The following is a 16,292-nucleotide window of genomic DNA, read 5'->3' on the forward strand; positions in this document are numbered from 1 at the left end:
AGAGTAGACAACAATGCGTGTACCTCCTGTTTCAACGTAGGAAGATGTATGGCAATATCAGCTAAGTACTTGCGAATGTCGCGCTGCATAGAGGAGTTCTTTAGTAGCTTCCACCGAGCGAGCGAAGTAGGGGTTTTTGAACGGCTGGTTCAAAAGCAGATCAACTTTGCGCCCGAACAACCGGCTAAATTCTTCCAGCAAATTAAAATAGAGGAGTCCTTTCTGTTCGGGAGCAAGCTGAGAGGGCAATTCAAGCAGTAAATCGATATCGCTTCGTTGGTCATCAAATTCTGCTGTCGTGATCGAACCGAATGCATACAAGCGCTCTACCCCAAATTGTTCACATAATTGAGTGATTTGTGTTTGGTACCGGTGAAGAAACGGATGAAGCATGGTCACTATTGGTGATATTGGCTATACAATAATACAACAAAAACAGGTGGTAATCACTGCACAAAGGGCCGCAGTACCTGCCCCCACAGTTCGTACCCCTTGGTATTCATGTGCAGGCTGTCCGATTTGAACAACTCACCTTTGGGCTCGCCATTGGCCTGAATCATCACCGGTACAATGTCCACAAAATCGGCCCGCCGTTGCTGCCTCAGAAATAGCCGAATCCGCTCATTGGTGGCATCGACTACCGGGCGGTACTGCCGACGCGACGGGCTGGGCTTGATCGAGATAAACGTAAACTGAGCACGCGGCAATGCTTTCCGTACGTACTGAAACAAATCGACCAGCCGATTGTACGTCTGCTCAGCGGTGGCTCCGGCGGCAATGTCGTTTTCGCCTGCGTACACAACCACCTGTTTGGGCTTGTACCGAATGATGAGCCGATCGGCAAAGTGCCGAACATCGCTCAGCTCGGACCCGCCAAACCCCCGTTGCAGCAGCGTGTGGCCCGGAAAATAATCCGACAGGTTTTCCCAAAGCCGGATAGAGGAGCTGCCCGTAAACACAACCGCTTTGGTGGGCGGGGGCGTTTGCCGGTCGGTTTCCTCAAATTTGGCGACCTCAGCTTCAAACTTGTTTGTCTGAGCCCATACACCGGTTGGGAAATAAGCCAGCCACAAGAGGGCGATGATCGGGCTAAAGTAGGCGGTTAGGTTTTGGTTGGTGCGCATAGGGCGGTTTTAGATAAACGGTACAACGGATTCGAGGCCCATCCCACGCGACCCTTTGATCAGAACGTGGGTGTTTTGCATGGGGTGGTCGGCAATCCAGTTGTGGAGGGAGAATTTATCAGGAAAGTAGTAGGCCTTAGGCAGATACTCCAGGGCGTATTTCATATCCTGTCCGGCCAGAATAACGGTATCAAAATTACCGGTCGCAATAAGCTTGCCCAGGGCCGCGTGTTCGGCGGCCGACTCCTCACCCAGTTCGTACATATCGCCCAAAATCACCATTTTACGTTCGGCCGGCTGCTGTATAAATTGGGTAATAGCCGCAGCCATAGAGCTGGGATTGGCGTTGTAGGCATCGAGCAAAACCGTGTTGGTGCCCCGCGTCACTACCTGCGAGCGGTTGTTGGTCGGGTTATACCCCGCTACGGCATGGTTGGCCTCCTCGGCGGTTACGCCAAAATACTGCCCGATAGCGAGCGCGGCTGCCATGTTCATGAAGTTGTAGCGGCCCGGCATGTGCGTCCGAATGGTTTGTCCGTCGGGGGTTTGGTAAACGGCCACCGGCGACTCTTCCAGCAATTTGGGCTGCGAGGGGTCGGTGGGGTCGAGGTAGGGCACCACCGACCCGAAGCCCTGCCGCTCCTGTTGCATTTCCATCAGGGTGGGGTCGCTGGCGTTGACGAAAAGGGTGCCGCCCGACTGAGCCAGAAAATCGTAGAGCTCGCCCTTGCCTTTACGAACCCCCTCAATACCGCCGAACCCTTCGAGGTGAGCCTTGCCGACATTGGTGATGAGGCCGTGTGTGGGCTGGCAAATGCTCGACAACAGGGCAATTTCGCGCTGGTGGTTGGCCCCCATCTCGACCACGGCCATTTCGTATTGCTCGGTAATGGCCAGCACGGTAAGGGGCACGCCAATATGATTATTGAAATTTCCACGCGTGGCGTAGGTAACGTATCGCTGGCTCAGAACGCTTGCAATCAGTTCTTTGGTGGTTGTTTTGCCGTTTGAGCCCGTAAGCCCAACCACCGGGATTTGGAGCGTTTGGCGATGGTGCCGGGCCAGATCCTGAAGCGCAGTAAGGCCGTCGGCCACGAGCAGATACTGCCCGCCGGGTTGTACTACCGCCGGGTCGTCGACAACCACGTAACGGGCGCCTTTGCTGAGGGCTTCGGCGGCAAAGGTATTGGCGTCGAACAGCGGACCTTTAAGTGCCACAAACAAACAGTCGGGGGTGATCTGCCGGGTGTCGGTCGAGACGCCCGAACATTCGAGATATTTTGCGTACAAGTCGGTTGTTGATGTCATAGCCGTAGATTATTCTGAGGAAATTCTTCGTTAGGAAAGAGACGTTTAGTCGGGTTTTTGGTTTTTGGTGATGAAGTAGCTGGCGATCCTGGCGATTTGACGGTTGGCTGTTTCGACACGAATCAATTAGCGATAATGGCCTTGAAAACGCCAAAGACCCCAATCCATACACTTATCAGCTTCTGTACCGTGTGCCTCACCGTTAGACTTTCTCTGGTTTTGGTTCTGCTGCCGTTGATTTCATTGGCGCAAAGATATTCGTTTCGGTATGAGCAGCGACCCTCGGCCGTTGTTTCTGGAAAAACCTTGCCCAATGCCTTTGCCGGGGGGCTCAACGCCTGTCAGTTTTCGATGATGAAACTCGACGCTGACTCCCGCGACGATCTGGTGGTGTTTGACCGTACGGCTTCCAAGGTCAGTACGTTTCTGGCGCAGGCCGACGGGAGCTTTCGGTACGACCCCAGTTACGAACCGATGTTTCCGGCCATGCTTAACTGGATGCTGTTGGTTGATTATGACGCCGATGGCCGACGCGACCTGTTTACCTACACGACGGCAGGCATCCGGCTGTTTCGTAACGTCTCCACTGCCGGGCAAGTCCGGTTTCAGCCTGTAGCTGATCCGCTTATGGTCGAAGGGTTTAGCGGCTTGCTGCCCATCTACGGCTCACCTGTAGATATTCCCGCCATTACCGACTTAGACGACGATGGCGATATTGATGTGCTGGCGGCTCAGGTTGGGGGAAGCTACGTGGTGTATTACGAAAACCTCAGCCGCAACCGGACGCCCGGCCCCGGTGCCTTGCCGGGGCTCGACTTCAAACGAAATGGCGACTGCTGGGGTAATTTTATTATCAATGATTGCGAGGCCTTCGCCTTTGGCGTCAACTGCCAGGGTGGAGGGCGTATTGCCACCCCAACTGCAGGAGCCCGCCCGGCTCATTCGGGTATTACCCTGACTATTGCTGATACCGACGGCGACAACCGGAAAGATATTCTGTTGGGGCATGTGGGCTGTTTTAACGTTAATCAGATTCGGAACGCGACAACCAACGACGCGAAAGCTAATTTTGTGTCGGCCGAAACGAAGTTCCCGGCTAACGCACCCGTCGATTTTCCGTCGTTTCTGGCAACGTTTCTGGAGGACATCGACGGTGATGGGGATGCCGATTTGCTCGTTTCGCCCAATAACTCAGGCAACGACGGCGGCCTCACCGACTACCGGGCCTCCAACTGGTTTTACCGCAATACAGGCACCCGGACCAAGCCATCCTATGAACTCGTGCAGAAGAATTTTTTGCAGGACGGCATGATCGACCTGGGCGAAAATTCGGCCCCGGCCTTGGCTGATCTGGACGGCGATGGCGATGCTGACTTGCTCGTGGGCCATGCGGGCACCATCACGAGTGCGGGCACGCGGGCGGGGCTTTGGTACTTCGAAAACAAGGGCACGGCCAACGATCCGGCCTTTGAACTAATCACGACCGACTATCTGGGACTGGCGCAATCGCTCAACGTGACCTATACGGTACCGCAACTGATTGACATGGACGGCAACCAAACGCCCGATCTGGTACTCACGAGCCGGGCCGGCCGGGTGGTGCAGGTGCGGGTGTTTCTGAACACGGCCCCCCGCGGTTCGGCAGCCCGGTACGTTGCGGCTGAAGCCCGTACATGGCCGGTACCCTCGACGATTGGGTTACGCGAGCTGCTTACGTTTGCCGATGTAGACCGGGATGGGCTGATCGACTTGCTGGTGGGTAAGCAAATCGGGACGGTCGAGTATTACCGAAACACGGGCAGTAACGCGGCCCCGGTGTATGCACCCCAAAGCCAGACGTTTGGCAACCTCACGGGCGACATCACTACGGGTACGCGCTCGCTTGTAGTGGCCGACCTGAACGGCGACAACCGGCCCGAACTGGTCACGGGATCGTATAACGGACAACTGCGCCTGTACCGATTCCCCGATTCCCCGACCCAACCGGCTGTATTGCTCGATTCGCTCAAAAGCCTGCCCTTTGCCGGTACAGACTTAACGTTGGCTGCGGCCGATCTGGATGGAGATAAACTCCCTGATCTGGTGCTTGGGACGATAGCTGGCGGGTTGCGGTTTATCAAAAACGACTCCGAAAAGGTGCTTATCACGGCTACAGAACCCACCACCGACGACACCACCCCCTGGGCGTATCCTAATCCTACAGACCGGTACGTGACCGTGCGCCCTCCGCACGACGGCACGGCCGAGGTAATCAATCTGGCGGGGCAAGTGGTGCGGGCGGGTGCCCCCGTGCGCGCCTATAACGAAACGACCATCGACCTCGGCGATTTGCCCGAAGGAACCTATCTGGTACGACTGTTGGCCCCCAATAAACCGGCTCGTGTGGAAAAAGTGGTGATTTGGCGTTGATCCGGTTCTGACTGTACATACGTGGGCGTTGCCTAAGACGCCCGAACATCGGGCCGTGTGAGGAGTTATGCAGTCATTATTTATCATCTCCTTATCTCAACGACAATGGAAAGCAGCACCAACGCGCAATCGGGTGTACCGGCCGGCCCTCAGCAGGTTGATCAGAACACGGGTGGCCCCCTGGAAGGCATGTCGCCCCAGTTTACCAACATGCCCGGCAATGATGTTAACGAAGACCCGGCTGTTTATGCCGAACTCGGTCTCGATGGCGTACCCGACAACATGAATCCGGGCGATGAAGAGGCCTCCGACACCATTCTGTACACCGATAACATGACCGCTCGCAACGCTACCGAAAATGTATCAAACGATCTGGGCGACGAACTGACGGAAGAGGAGTTGCTACTCGATGAAGAGATGGATCGGTTGAACGATACCGATGTGGACGCCGACCCCAACGAGCTTCGTAACGAACGAGAAAACGACGATACGGATCGGTATCTGGCGTATTGACGTAACAGATAATGTATGATGAGTAATGGATAATGTGTAATGATGGCTTTGTTGATGCAAAATTGTTTTTTACAATTCATCACTCATCACTCATCACTCATCACTCATCATTATCCCAGCACAATAATCAGGCTCGCGCCGACAACCATGACGCCTGCGCCAACCAGCTTGCGCATGATGTTTTGCTCGCCGAAAAATTGGTAGCCAAACAAAACACTCAGCAGGGCTGAGGTTTGAAACAGGGCGAGTGCGTAGCCAACAGGCGTGCCGCTAAAGGCAATGTTGGTGGAAATCTGCATCAACCCAATCGACAGAAATAAAAGCAAATACGTAGCCCGCTGTGACCATAACACCCGTAGTTGACTGGCACAGTGGGCTCGTTGCGCCAGCAGAATCCAGCCCATCGAGAGGCCAAACCCCAGTAGGCACCAGTACGAGAAGGCCGTCAGGGGTGAACTTACCACGATGGCTTTTTTTAGAAACACACCATCCACAGCCGAGCAGAGTAGCGCCAGCACGCGCAGCCGCACATCGACCCGCCGGAAAACAGCCAAAGATAAGGTTGAAGCCGCGCCCGGTTGGCGGAGCACTACATAACTACCGGCCACAATCAGGCCAATACCGGCCAGGCCCGCCAGTGTAGGGCGCTCGCCCAGCAACACCAGCCCCACGAGCATACTGACCACCGCCTTGTACGCATTGATAGGCCCCAGCACCGACAGGTCGCCGATGCGCATGGCCCGCACCAGAAACACATTGCCCAGTACCGACAGTATCGCGCAGGCGGTCATGTTTGTCCAGAAAGCCGTTGGTAAGCCCGTCAGCGACGCCAATGGCACCACCGCCAGGCACACAATTGACAGGAATCCGTAGGTGGCCGCCGTAACGAAAAGCGGCTCAGCCGCGCGTTCGGTAAGTTGTTTCTGAAACACGTTGGCCAACGGATTCGCGACAATGCGGACCAGAATGGCTAAGGAAGTAAGCGAAAGGGCAAGCAACAACATAGGGCAGAAATAAAACCAGGAAGGGGGGAGAATCCGGGAAAATGCAAGATATTCAACAAACGAATCGTTAGTCAACCATAACCAGCAACCCCTGTTTCGTCGGCATGACTGCACCTAACCGTTACGTATTACTCCTGACAAGCTGGCTCTGGGCGGCCGCGTTTGGCTCACTTGTAGCCCAGCCGCTCGAAACCGCCGATGTCAACTACGATACCCAAATCCAGACGGTGTTGCTGTACCCCGCCATCGGGGGCGACGTAACCAGCCCGGCCCGTACCCTCAACCCACCCGTAACGGAGTTGAACACCGATAGCCCGCTTGTGCTCGAATTCGACGACCTGTCGGGCGATTACCGGCCGTTTCGGGCGCGTTTGGTGCACTGTAACGCCGATTGGCAGAAGTCGGTACTGAACGATATTGAATTTACGTACGAGTTCAACGACTACCCCATTACGGAGTATCAGGTTTCGATGGGCACCAAGGTGCAGTACTATCACTACCGGTTTCAGGTGCCCAAGGTGAAGTTACCAGGCAACTATATGCTGGTGGTGGTCAACGAGCGGAACCCCCGGCAGCTGATCTTGTCGCGGAGGTTCAGTACATACCAAAACCGGGTGTCGGTGGGGGCTGCGGTACAGTTTTCGAGCAGCCCGCAGCGGCAGTTTCGCGATCAGCAAATCGACCTGACACTCAACTACAAAGGGTATCAGGTGATTTCGCCCCAGGATGATTTCAAGATTATCATTCGCCAGAACTACCGCGACGACCGGATCATCACCGGCCTGAAACCCACCAACGTGCGGGTGTTCGATCAGGTGCTTGAGTACCACCTGTTCGACCTGACCAACACCATACCCGGCAGCAATGAATACCGGTTTTTTGATACCCGAACGGTACTTTCCCGCAGTAATTTCGTGGACCGGATTGTGCCTCGGGAAGATAAAACGACGGCTTATGTCATGATCGACCAACCCCGGAGTGTAGGCGGTTATATTCAGTTTGATGATTTCAACGGCCGGTACGTGATCGACCATCGCGAAACCCAGAACGGTAGCGTGAGTGCCGACTACATCGAGACGGTGTTTACACTCAAAACGGCGGAGCTTCCCGACGGTGAAGTGTACGTAAACGGGGCATTTAACAATTGGCGGCAAAATGATCGGAACCGCATGACTTACGACCCCGCTTCGGGCAGTTACCGGGCAGCCATCCTGCTCAAGCAGGGCGTGTACAACTATGTGTATGCGGTGGCTCGGACCAGTCCGCAGCCCCTCGTTGATGAGTCGTTGCTGGAGGGTAACTTTTCCCAGACCGAAAACGATTACGAAGTTTTTGTGTACCACCGCCCCCCGGCGGGCCGCGCCGATCAGCTGGTGGCTTACAGAAAAGTGGGATTCGGCAAGCGTCGATAAAAAACGCTGGATTCGGTCGTCAGAACAGAAGGCGCGCTTATCAGTTGGGGTATAACATTGGCTGGAATCGATTGCACAATTTTTCGGGCCAACGTCGCGGTATATTATTGGCCCAGATTCCTTACTAAGGTAACCTGTTGAGCTGTAGTTCGCTTCCGGTATGGAGCGGTCAACGGCCCTTTGTAAACTGTTTCTCCGCCTAATTTCCGATGAGCAAGCCGCTGAAAAGAAATGTATTTACGTTAATTCTGGGCATTGGCCTGGCCCTGATCGGGTTCAGTGCGTTCCAGTCGGGAGCCCCCGAGGCTCTGACTTTGCAACCGGGTAGCCGCATCGTGTTGCTGGGCAACAACCTCGGCTCCCGCATGTTCCACTTTCCCCACTTCGAGACCGAGCTTTACCTCCGATTCCCCCAGCACAACCTCATCATCCGCAACATGTGCGATGCGGGCGATACCCCCGGCTTCCGACCCAGCCCCAGCCGCGCTAACCCCTGGGCCTTCCCCGGTGCCGAAAAGTTCCAGACTGAGCTGGCCAATCCCTCGGCCAGTGAAGGTCACCTCGAATCCCACGATGCGTGGATAACCCGCGCCGGGGCCGACGTTATCCTGGCCTTTTTCGGCTACAACGAGTCCTTCAACGGACCCGCCGGCCTGCCCACCTTCCAGGCCGAACTCGACGCCTTTGTCAAGCACACCCTCGCCCAGCGCTACAACGGCAAAACACCGCCCCAGCTGGTGCTCGTCTCGCCCATTGCCTTCGAAGACCTCTCCGACCGCTTCGACCTGCCCAACGGACAGACCCAAAACGCTAACCTGCTCCGCTACGCCCAGGCCATGCAGCAGGTGGCCCGCCAGAACGGCATTCGCTGCATCGATGTGTTCACCCCCTCCCAGAACTGGTACGCCCAGACCAAAGAGCCCCTGACCATCGACGGCTGCCAGCTCAACGCGGCTGGCTACGCCAAGCTGGCCACCCTGCTGGCCGACCAAGTCTTCGGCAACGCTAAAACCGACCCGGCCCGCCGGGCGGCTGTGGATGAGGCTGTGCTCGAAAAAAACTGGATGTGGCACAACGACGTCAAAATCCCCAACGGCGTGCACGTCTACGGTCGGCGGTATAACCCCTTCGGGCCCGACAACTATCCCGCCGAGATCGAGAAGATCCGCCAGCTGACGGCTATCCGCGACACGGCCATCTGGCGCACGGTGCAGGGCCAGCCGTTTGATCTGGCCGCGGCCGACGCCCGCACGCGGGCCCTGCCTACGGTGAAGACCAACTTCAACCCTGAGCGCAACGGCAGCCTGACCTACCTCTACGGGGCCGATGCCCTGGCCAAGCTCAAAGTGGCCCCCGGCTACCGCATCGAGCTGTTTGCTTCGGAACAGGAGTTCCCCGATCTGGCCAAGCCCGTGCAGATGACCTTCGACAATAAGGGCCGCCTGTGGGTGGCGGTGATGCCCAGCTACCCCCACTACAAGCCCGGCGATGCCAAGCCCGACGACAAGATTCTTATTCTGGAAGACACGAACAACGACGGCAAGGCCGACAAGCAGACGATCTTCGCCCGGGGTCTGCACCTGCCGCTGGGCTTCGAGCTGGCCGCTGAGGGCGTGTACGTTTCGCAGGGCCCCAACCTGGTGCTGCTGACCGATACCAACGGCGACGACCGGGCCGACGGGCGGGAGATTCTGCTAAGTGGCTTCGACGACCACGACACCCATCATAACAGCCATGCCTTCACGGTGGACCCCTCGGGGGCCATCTACTCGGGCGAAGGGGTATTTCTGCACACCAACGTCGAAACGCCCTACGGGCCGGTGCGTGCCACCAACGGGGGCTTCTACCGCTACGCGCCCCAGATAAAGAAGCTCGAACGCACCGCGCAACTGTCGATTCCTAACCCCTGGGGCATCGCCTTTGATGACTGGGGCCAGCCGTTCTTTGCCGAGACTTCCAGCCCCGACGTGCGCTGGATGCTGCCGGGCACGGTGCTGCCCCGCTACGGACAGGCTACCCACAAGTCGGTGCAGCTGATCGAGGAGGCTCACCGGGTGCGGCCCACCTCAGGGCTGGAGTTTGTCTCGAGCCGCCACTTCCCCGAGGAGGTGCAGGGCGATTTCTTGATCAACAACACGATTGGCTTTTTGGGCACCAAGCAGCACCGGCTCGAAGACGACGGAACGGGCTACAAAAGCCGCCACCGGCAGGACCTGCTGGTGAGCGACGACCGTAACTTCCGGCCGGTGGACATGGAGTTTGCGCCCGATGGGTCGCTGTACGTGATCGACTGGCACAACATTCTGATCGGGCACATGCAGCATAACGCCCGCGACCCCCTGCGCGACCACGTGCACGGTCGGGTGTATCGGATCACCTACCCAGGACGTCCGTTGGTACGGCCGGCCCGGATTGCGGGGGCACCGATAGACACACTGTTGGCCAACCTGACCTTGCCCGAGTACCGCAGCCGCTACCGCACACGCCGGGAGCTACGCGGCCGTCCGGCCGCTCAGGTGGTGGCCGGGGTGAAGAAGTGGGTGGCGGGCCTTAACCCGGCCGATGCCCGCTATGAGCATCATCTGCTGGAAGGGCTGTGGGTAACCTGGGGCGCTAACCGGGTGGATGCCCCGCTGCTGCGCCGGTTGCTGAAGGCGAACGATTACCGGGTGCGGGCTGCGGCCGTGCAGGTGCTGCGGTACACGGGGCATCAGGTGCCCGATCAGGCGGCCCTGCTGGCTTCGGCGGCCGATGACCCCAACAGCCGGGTGCGGCTGATGGCGATCGTGGCAGCCTCGTGGCTCAAGCCGAGTCAGGGGCTACCGATTCTGGCGCGGGCGGGCGCAAAACCGCTTGATGACTGGATGGTGCACGCCCACCGGACAGCGGTGGCGCACCTGCAGGGCATGAACGTGAAAGAAGCGCAGGCCAAAGAGACCGTTGCGGCCAACAACCTGAAAGGAGCGGAGCTGGCGCTCTATAACCGGGGCAAGGCCATTTACAGTAAAGAAGGCTATTGCGGCACCTGCCATCAGGCGGATGGTCGGGGTCTGGCGGCTTCGGGTTTCCCGCCCCTGGCGGGCACCAACTGGGTGGTGGGCAGCGAAGATCGGCTGATCAAGCTGGCGCTGAAGGGTCTGCTGGGTCCGATTGAGGTGGGGGGTAAGACCTACCCGGGTCAGGTACCGATGACGCCGTTTGGGGGTTTGCTGAAGGACGACGAGCTGGCGGCCGTGCTGACGTACGTGCGCAACTCGTTTGGCAACCGGGCGGGAGCGATCACGGCGGACCAGGTGAAGCGGGTACGTGGCGCGACAGCGGGTAAGACGGACTTTTACTCGCCTGAGCAGCTGCTCAAAGAGCACCCCATGGAAAAGTAAGGTCAGTTAAATGGATATATCAAAAAAGGCTCTGGAACCGTTCCAGAGCCTTTTTTGATTCAAATAGAGTATGAACAGGGCGTTTACGCGCCGTGCAGAAACTCCATAATGTCGCCGTCCTGAACGATATATTCTTTTCCCTCGACCGATAGCTTACCGGCCTCGCGGACACCCGCTTCGGTTTTATACTGGGCAAAATCGGGGAGTTTCATCACCTGCGCCCGGATAAACTTCTTCTCAAAATCAGAGTGAATGACACCCGCGGCTTGTGGAGCCTTCCAACCCCGGTGGATGGTCCAAGCCCGTACTTCTTTCACCCCGGCGGTGAAATACGTAATCAGACCCAGCAACCGGTACGATGCCTTAATCAGTTTGCTCAATCCCGACTCGGTGAGGCCGTACTCGCCCAGAAACAGCTCACGCTCTTCGGGGTCTTCCATTTCGGAAATCTGCGACTCAATCCCCGCCGAAATTACAATGACCTCGGCCCCTTCGTCGGCTACGGCTGCCTTCAGTTTTTCGGAGTACTGGTTACCGTCGGGTAGGGATGCCTCGTCGACATTGGCAACGTAAATAACCGGTTTTACAGTCAGGAGGGCCAAATCGCCGATGGCAGCTTCGCGCTCTTCGGGTGAAGTCTGCACGGTACGGGCACTTTTGCCAGCTTCGAGGGCCGCTTTGTATTGTTTCAGCAGTTCGAGCTCAGCTTTGGCCTTGGCGTCGCCAACGCGGGCGGCTTTGTCGATACGCTGCATCTTTTTCTCGACTGATTCGAGATCTTTCAGTTGCAGCTCAGCATCAATAATCTCCTTGTCGAATACGGGGTCTACGCGGCCTTCCACGTGCACGATGTTTTCGTCTTCGAAGCACCGAATAACGTGCACAATAGCGTCGACCTCCCGGATGTTGGCCAGGAATTTATTACCCAGACCTGCCCCTTGACTGGCTCCTTTCACGAGGCCGGCAATGTCGACAAACTCGATGATGGTTGGGACCACTTTTTGTGGTTTTACCAGCTCTTCGAGTGTGTTCAGTCGTTCGTCGGGCACCGTTACTACACCCACGTTGGGCTCGATGGTACAAAACGGATAGTTGGCGGCTTCGGCTTTGCCGCTCGAAATAGCATTGAATAAGGTCGACTTACCCACGTTGGGTAAGCCCACGATTCCACATTGTAAACCCATATTGAAGGAAGTGCGGCTACGGGATAAGAGCGGGCCGGAGGGCATATGCCTGGCCAACCAACTGCTTATCAACCATGGGCAGCGCGCGGTTTTTTTGCAAAATTACAACGACCGTAGCGGACCATCACCGTAGCGGGCCACAAAAAAGCCTCAGACCGAAGGCTGAGGCTCTGGGTTTGTAGGAATGGTCAGATTGGAAAGCTAGTCCCATTTGAGTTCGGTGCCGAACTCGTCAATCTCGTCGCGGTGAGCAAACTGGGTAAAATCAACGTCGGGCATCAGGTCGGTTTTTACGAATTCGATGGTTTCCTGAAGGGCCTCTATAAACTTATCGAAGTCTTCTTTGTAGAGAAACATTTTATGTTTCTCGTACGTAAAGCCATCTCCCTGTGGGTGCCGACGGCTTTCGGTGATCGTTAGGTAATAATCGTTGCTGCGCGTTGATTTTACGTCAAAAAAGTAGGTACGTTTACCAGCTCGCACTCGTTTCGAATAGATTTTCTCCTTCTCTCGTTCGTCCACAATCAGTGAGGTTTATGCAGTCGCGCTAAACGCCAAATTAACTGCAATAGTATTAGGATCGAAAGAAACTTATCAAATATATTTTCACAAAGGGCCAAATTTTGTCTTGTGTGGCTTGTTAAAAGTCAATTTAATATTAAAAAGAAATAAAAAAAGGGGTAAGTAAGGGAAAGTAGCATACGGGGTATTGGTAATATTTGGTCAATAAGTATTCTGTTTTTTAGTCACCATGCTCGTTCACCTATTCCCTTACCTTCATGAAATTTCTTTCCCAAACTGTAGCCATAGGCTTGCTCGCCTACGGTGTCCCTGGCCTCGTACAGGCGCAATCAATCTCGGCGAGTCCCACAAGAACAGAGAGCCCGCTTTTAGCCCTCCACAGTCCTAATGTAACACCTGCACCCGCCGGGCGATGGGTGGCCGATATCGTTGTATCGGGTCGGGTGGTCGACGAAAAAGGGGCCGGGTTGCCGGGTGTGAGTGTAGTGGTAAAAGGCTCCACGCAGGGTACCACCACCGACGCCGAAGGGGGCTACCGGCTGTCGGTACCCAGTGCGCAGGCGCAGCTTGTATTCAGTTTTGTGGGTTACCTGAAGCAGGAAATATCCGTCGGTTCCCAAACCTCGATAACCGTTACGCTGACGCCCGACGATCAGACCTTGAGCGAGGTGGTTGTGGTGGGCTATGGCTCCCAACGTCGGCAGGATATTACCTCGGCGGTGTCGGTTATTGGCATGAAAGATATTGGAGAACAACCCGCCAATAACCTCAACCAAGCCTTGCAGGGTAGGGCACCGGGGGTTGTGGTGAAGCAAAAAAGTGGTACACCGGGCGGAGCATTTGAGGTGCGGGTACGGGGGATCGGCTCGCTTGGGGCAGGTAGCGACCCGCTTTATGTGATTGACGGCTTTGCGGTGGGAACCTCGGTAGGGCAGAACCTGAACCCGAATGATGTAGAGAGCATCTCGATCTTGAAAGATGCGGCCTCAACAGCCATTTATGGGGCGCGGGGCTCCAACGGCGTTGTGCTGATTACGACTAAAAATGCCAAGGAAGGCAAGGTGGGTATCAACCTGTCGCTGGATTACGGCGTTCAGAATGTGCCCAGTTCGCGCCGGGTAAAAATGCTGAATGGAGTCGAGTTTGCTCAGTTTAAAAAGGATGTATTCATGGACGGAATCCGCTACTTCCAAAAGCGCGAACCGGCCATTGAAGAGGTGCCTATCGGATTCCGCTACCCCGAACAGACCAAGTACTCGACCGACTGGTTTGGCGAAATTCTGAATAACAACGCGCCGTACAGCGACATGAACCTGACGATCTCGTCGGGCAAAGGCCCCATTCGTTCGTTGTTATCGGTGGGGTATTACAAAGAGCAGGGCTCTATTATCAAAACCAACTACGACCGCTTCTCCGTCCGTAGCAACATGACGGGGCAGGTAAACAAGTTTCTGAACGTTGGCCTGAACGTAAATGGCTCATACACCCGTCAGAATGTGGCCAATACCGATGGCCGTAGTGCGCTCGTGGGTGGTGCCCTGCTTATGGACCCCCGTGAGCCGGTGCGTAACCCCGACGGATCACTACGCCCTTACATTGGCGGGGTCGACGGGGTATTTGGGTTTCCGAACCCGGTATTTGTGCTGAACAATGTTTCCCGCAAACGGAACATTTTTGATCTGCTGACCAACGCCTTCGCGGAGGTGTCGATTCTGAAAAATCTCCAGTTCCGCTCGTCGGTCAATGCCAAGATCAATTATAACACCTACCGCGAGTTTGTCCCGTCGACCATTGGCTTGTCGGTTGCTTCGGGAACGGCCGGTGCTCCACCCCGCATTGCGACGGCCGGCGAAACCACCGAGCAGCTCGCCAACTATTCGCTCGATCAACTGCTCACCTACACGCCCACTATTGGTACCGATCATAACCTGAATGCCCTGGTTGGTTTTACGGCTCAACAGGAGACCGTGCGGGGCTTGTCGGGTTCGGCCAATACCTTCCCCGACGATCTGGTGCCGTTTTTGGGCGCAGGCTCTATCCGGTCGTCAAACTCGTATGAATTTGGTTTTACGCTGCTGGCGTATCTGGCGCGGGTCAACTACTCATTCAAAGATCGCTATCTGGCGTCGGCTTCGTTTCGGCGGGAGGGAAGTTCGCGGTTTGGTACACAGAACAAGTACGGCGATTTCCCGGCGGCCTCGGTGGGCTGGCGTATTTCGGAGGAGCCTTTTATGCCTAAGTACGCCTGGCTGAACGACCTCAAGCTCCGCGCAAGCTGGGGCGTAACGGGTAACAATAACATTGGTAACTACCCAAGCCTCGCGTTTGTGGGGGCCAACAACTACATTCTCGACAATGCCTTTGCGCCGGGGAAAGTGGTTAGCTCGTTTGCCAACTCAGAACTGAAGTGGGAGAAATCGAATCAGCTGGATATCGGTATGGACTTGTCGCTGTTCAACAACAAGCTCAGTTTCACCTTCGAGTATTACAAGAAGATTACCAACGATATGCTGCTACCGATCTCGATACCGGCGGTGTCGGGTTTCACAACGAGTTTGGCTAATATCGGGAAAGTGCAAAACCGGGGTATTGAGCTGGGTGCCGATTACCGGACCAATATTGGAGCTATCAACTTCCGAACCAATGCCAACATTGCGTTCAACCGCAGCAAGATTTTGGCCATCAAAGGAGCCAACGACATGCTCTGGTACGGTAGTTTCTACGGTGGGTATAATGTGCAGAAGGTAGGTCGTCCAATCGGGATGATCTACGGGTACCGGAAGTTGGGCATTTTTAACACGCAGGCCGAAATCGACGCATCGCCCAAGCAGGACGGTGTGATTCCGGGCGGAATGAAGTTTGCCGATACCAACGGCGATGGCGTAATCACGTACGATACGCAGGACATGGTGGAGATTGGCAACCCCAACCCGGCCTTCACCTGGGGTTGGACTGTAGCGGCCGATTACCGTAAATTCGATCTGAATCTTTTGTTTCTGGGGGCGCACGACTTTGATATCTACCGCAATATCGAAGCCTCGACGATGAACATGGACGGGGTCTTTAACGTGCTCGACAAAGCCAAAGACCGGTGGCGCTCGCCCGAGAATCCCGGCTCAAACCCTACGGCCAAAAACTCGCAGGGGGGCACCAATTACTTCAAATGGTCGCGCGAGAGTAGCGAACGGTACGTGTACGACGGCAGCTATATCTGGCTCAAAACGGTTACGATTGGCTACACATTGCCCCGGCTCCGGTCGGTGCTGAGCGACGCCCGGATTTTTGTGTCGGCCAACAACCTGTTTCTATTCACCAAATACCCCGGCAATAACCCCGACGCGGGTGTACGGGGTGGTACCGAGCTGAACAATGATGATGAGTCGTATCCGGTTCCGCGGACGTTCGCAGTAGGTGCTAAGTTCAACTTCTAATCTTC

General features: G+C 56.0%; 11 protein-coding genes. 5 read left to right on the forward strand and 6 right to left on the reverse strand.

Annotation, left to right across the window (positions count from 1 at the left end; translation table 11 throughout):
• Positions 1-57: 57 nt before the first annotated feature.
• From RUDLU_RS29290 to RUDLU_RS0113630, 3 genes are read right to left on the reverse strand one after another with little or no spacing between them, the layout of a single operon-like run.
• Complete coding sequence (locus tag RUDLU_RS29290) at positions 58-393, reverse strand: nucleotidyltransferase family protein (RefSeq protein WP_083940578.1); 336 nt, start codon at positions 391-393, stop codon at positions 58-60.
• Positions 394-446: 53 nt separating this feature from the next.
• The gene (locus RUDLU_RS0113625) at positions 447-1,124 is read right to left on the reverse strand and encodes a GDSL-type esterase/lipase family protein (protein ID WP_019988941.1); all 678 of its coding nucleotides are present in this window, start codon (positions 1,122-1,124) and stop codon (positions 447-449) included.
• Between the two features lie 9 nt (positions 1,125-1,133).
• Positions 1,134-2,432: a UDP-N-acetylmuramoyl-tripeptide--D-alanyl-D-alanine ligase gene (locus RUDLU_RS0113630; RefSeq protein ID WP_019988942.1), complete on the reverse strand. Its 1,299-nt coding sequence runs from the start codon at positions 2,430-2,432 to the stop codon at positions 1,134-1,136.
• Positions 2,433-2,675: 243 nt separating this feature from the next.
• Between RUDLU_RS0113630 and RUDLU_RS0113635 the strand changes: the two genes are divergently transcribed.
• A complete protein-coding gene (locus RUDLU_RS0113635) occupies positions 2,676-4,841 on the forward strand; it encodes a T9SS type A sorting domain-containing protein (protein ID WP_245581669.1) in 2,166 nt (721 codons plus the stop codon).
• 105 nt (positions 4,842-4,946) lie between these two features.
• Positions 4,947-5,354 (forward strand): hypothetical protein, encoded by a 408-nt coding sequence (locus RUDLU_RS0113640; RefSeq protein ID WP_019988944.1) that lies wholly within the window; start codon positions 4,947-4,949, stop codon positions 5,352-5,354.
• Positions 5,355-5,464: 110 nt separating this feature from the next.
• Here RUDLU_RS0113640 and RUDLU_RS0113645 read toward each other — a convergent pair whose 3' ends face one another.
• Positions 5,465-6,358 (reverse strand): EamA family transporter, encoded by an 894-nt coding sequence (locus RUDLU_RS0113645; protein ID WP_027303037.1) that lies wholly within the window; start codon positions 6,356-6,358, stop codon positions 5,465-5,467.
• Positions 6,359-6,462: 104 nt separating this feature from the next.
• Here RUDLU_RS0113645 and RUDLU_RS0113650 point away from each other — a divergent pair, with 104 nt between their 5' ends.
• Both RUDLU_RS0113650 and RUDLU_RS0113655 read left to right on the forward strand, forming a co-directional pair.
• The gene (locus RUDLU_RS0113650; RefSeq protein WP_019988946.1) at positions 6,463-7,770 is read left to right on the forward strand and encodes a type IX secretion system plug protein; all 1,308 of its coding nucleotides are present in this window, start codon (positions 6,463-6,465) and stop codon (positions 7,768-7,770) included.
• A 209-nt stretch (positions 7,771-7,979) separates the two neighbouring features.
• Positions 7,980-11,150, forward strand: coding sequence for a PVC-type heme-binding CxxCH protein (locus tag RUDLU_RS0113655; protein WP_019988947.1), 3,171 nt, complete (start codon positions 7,980-7,982; stop codon positions 11,148-11,150).
• A gap of 83 nt (positions 11,151-11,233) precedes the next feature.
• Here the strand turns inward: RUDLU_RS0113655 and ychF are convergent, their stop codons facing one another.
• A complete protein-coding gene (ychF, locus tag RUDLU_RS0113660; protein WP_027303038.1) occupies positions 11,234-12,334 on the reverse strand; it encodes a redox-regulated ATPase YchF in 1,101 nt (366 codons plus the stop codon).
• Positions 12,335-12,535: 201 nt separating this feature from the next.
• The gene (locus tag RUDLU_RS0113665; protein WP_019988949.1) at positions 12,536-12,856 is read right to left on the reverse strand and encodes a DUF3276 family protein; all 321 of its coding nucleotides are present in this window, start codon (positions 12,854-12,856) and stop codon (positions 12,536-12,538) included.
• Between the two features lie 257 nt (positions 12,857-13,113).
• Between RUDLU_RS0113665 and RUDLU_RS0113670 the strand changes: the two genes are divergently transcribed.
• Positions 13,114-16,287: a SusC/RagA family TonB-linked outer membrane protein gene (locus RUDLU_RS0113670; protein ID WP_027303039.1), complete on the forward strand. Its 3,174-nt coding sequence runs from the start codon at positions 13,114-13,116 to the stop codon at positions 16,285-16,287.
• Positions 16,288-16,292 lie beyond the last annotated feature (5 nt).

Origin of the sequence: Rudanella lutea DSM 19387, assembly GCF_000383955.1 — a bacterium.
GTDB lineage: Bacteria > Bacteroidota > Bacteroidia > Cytophagales > Spirosomataceae > Rudanella > Rudanella lutea.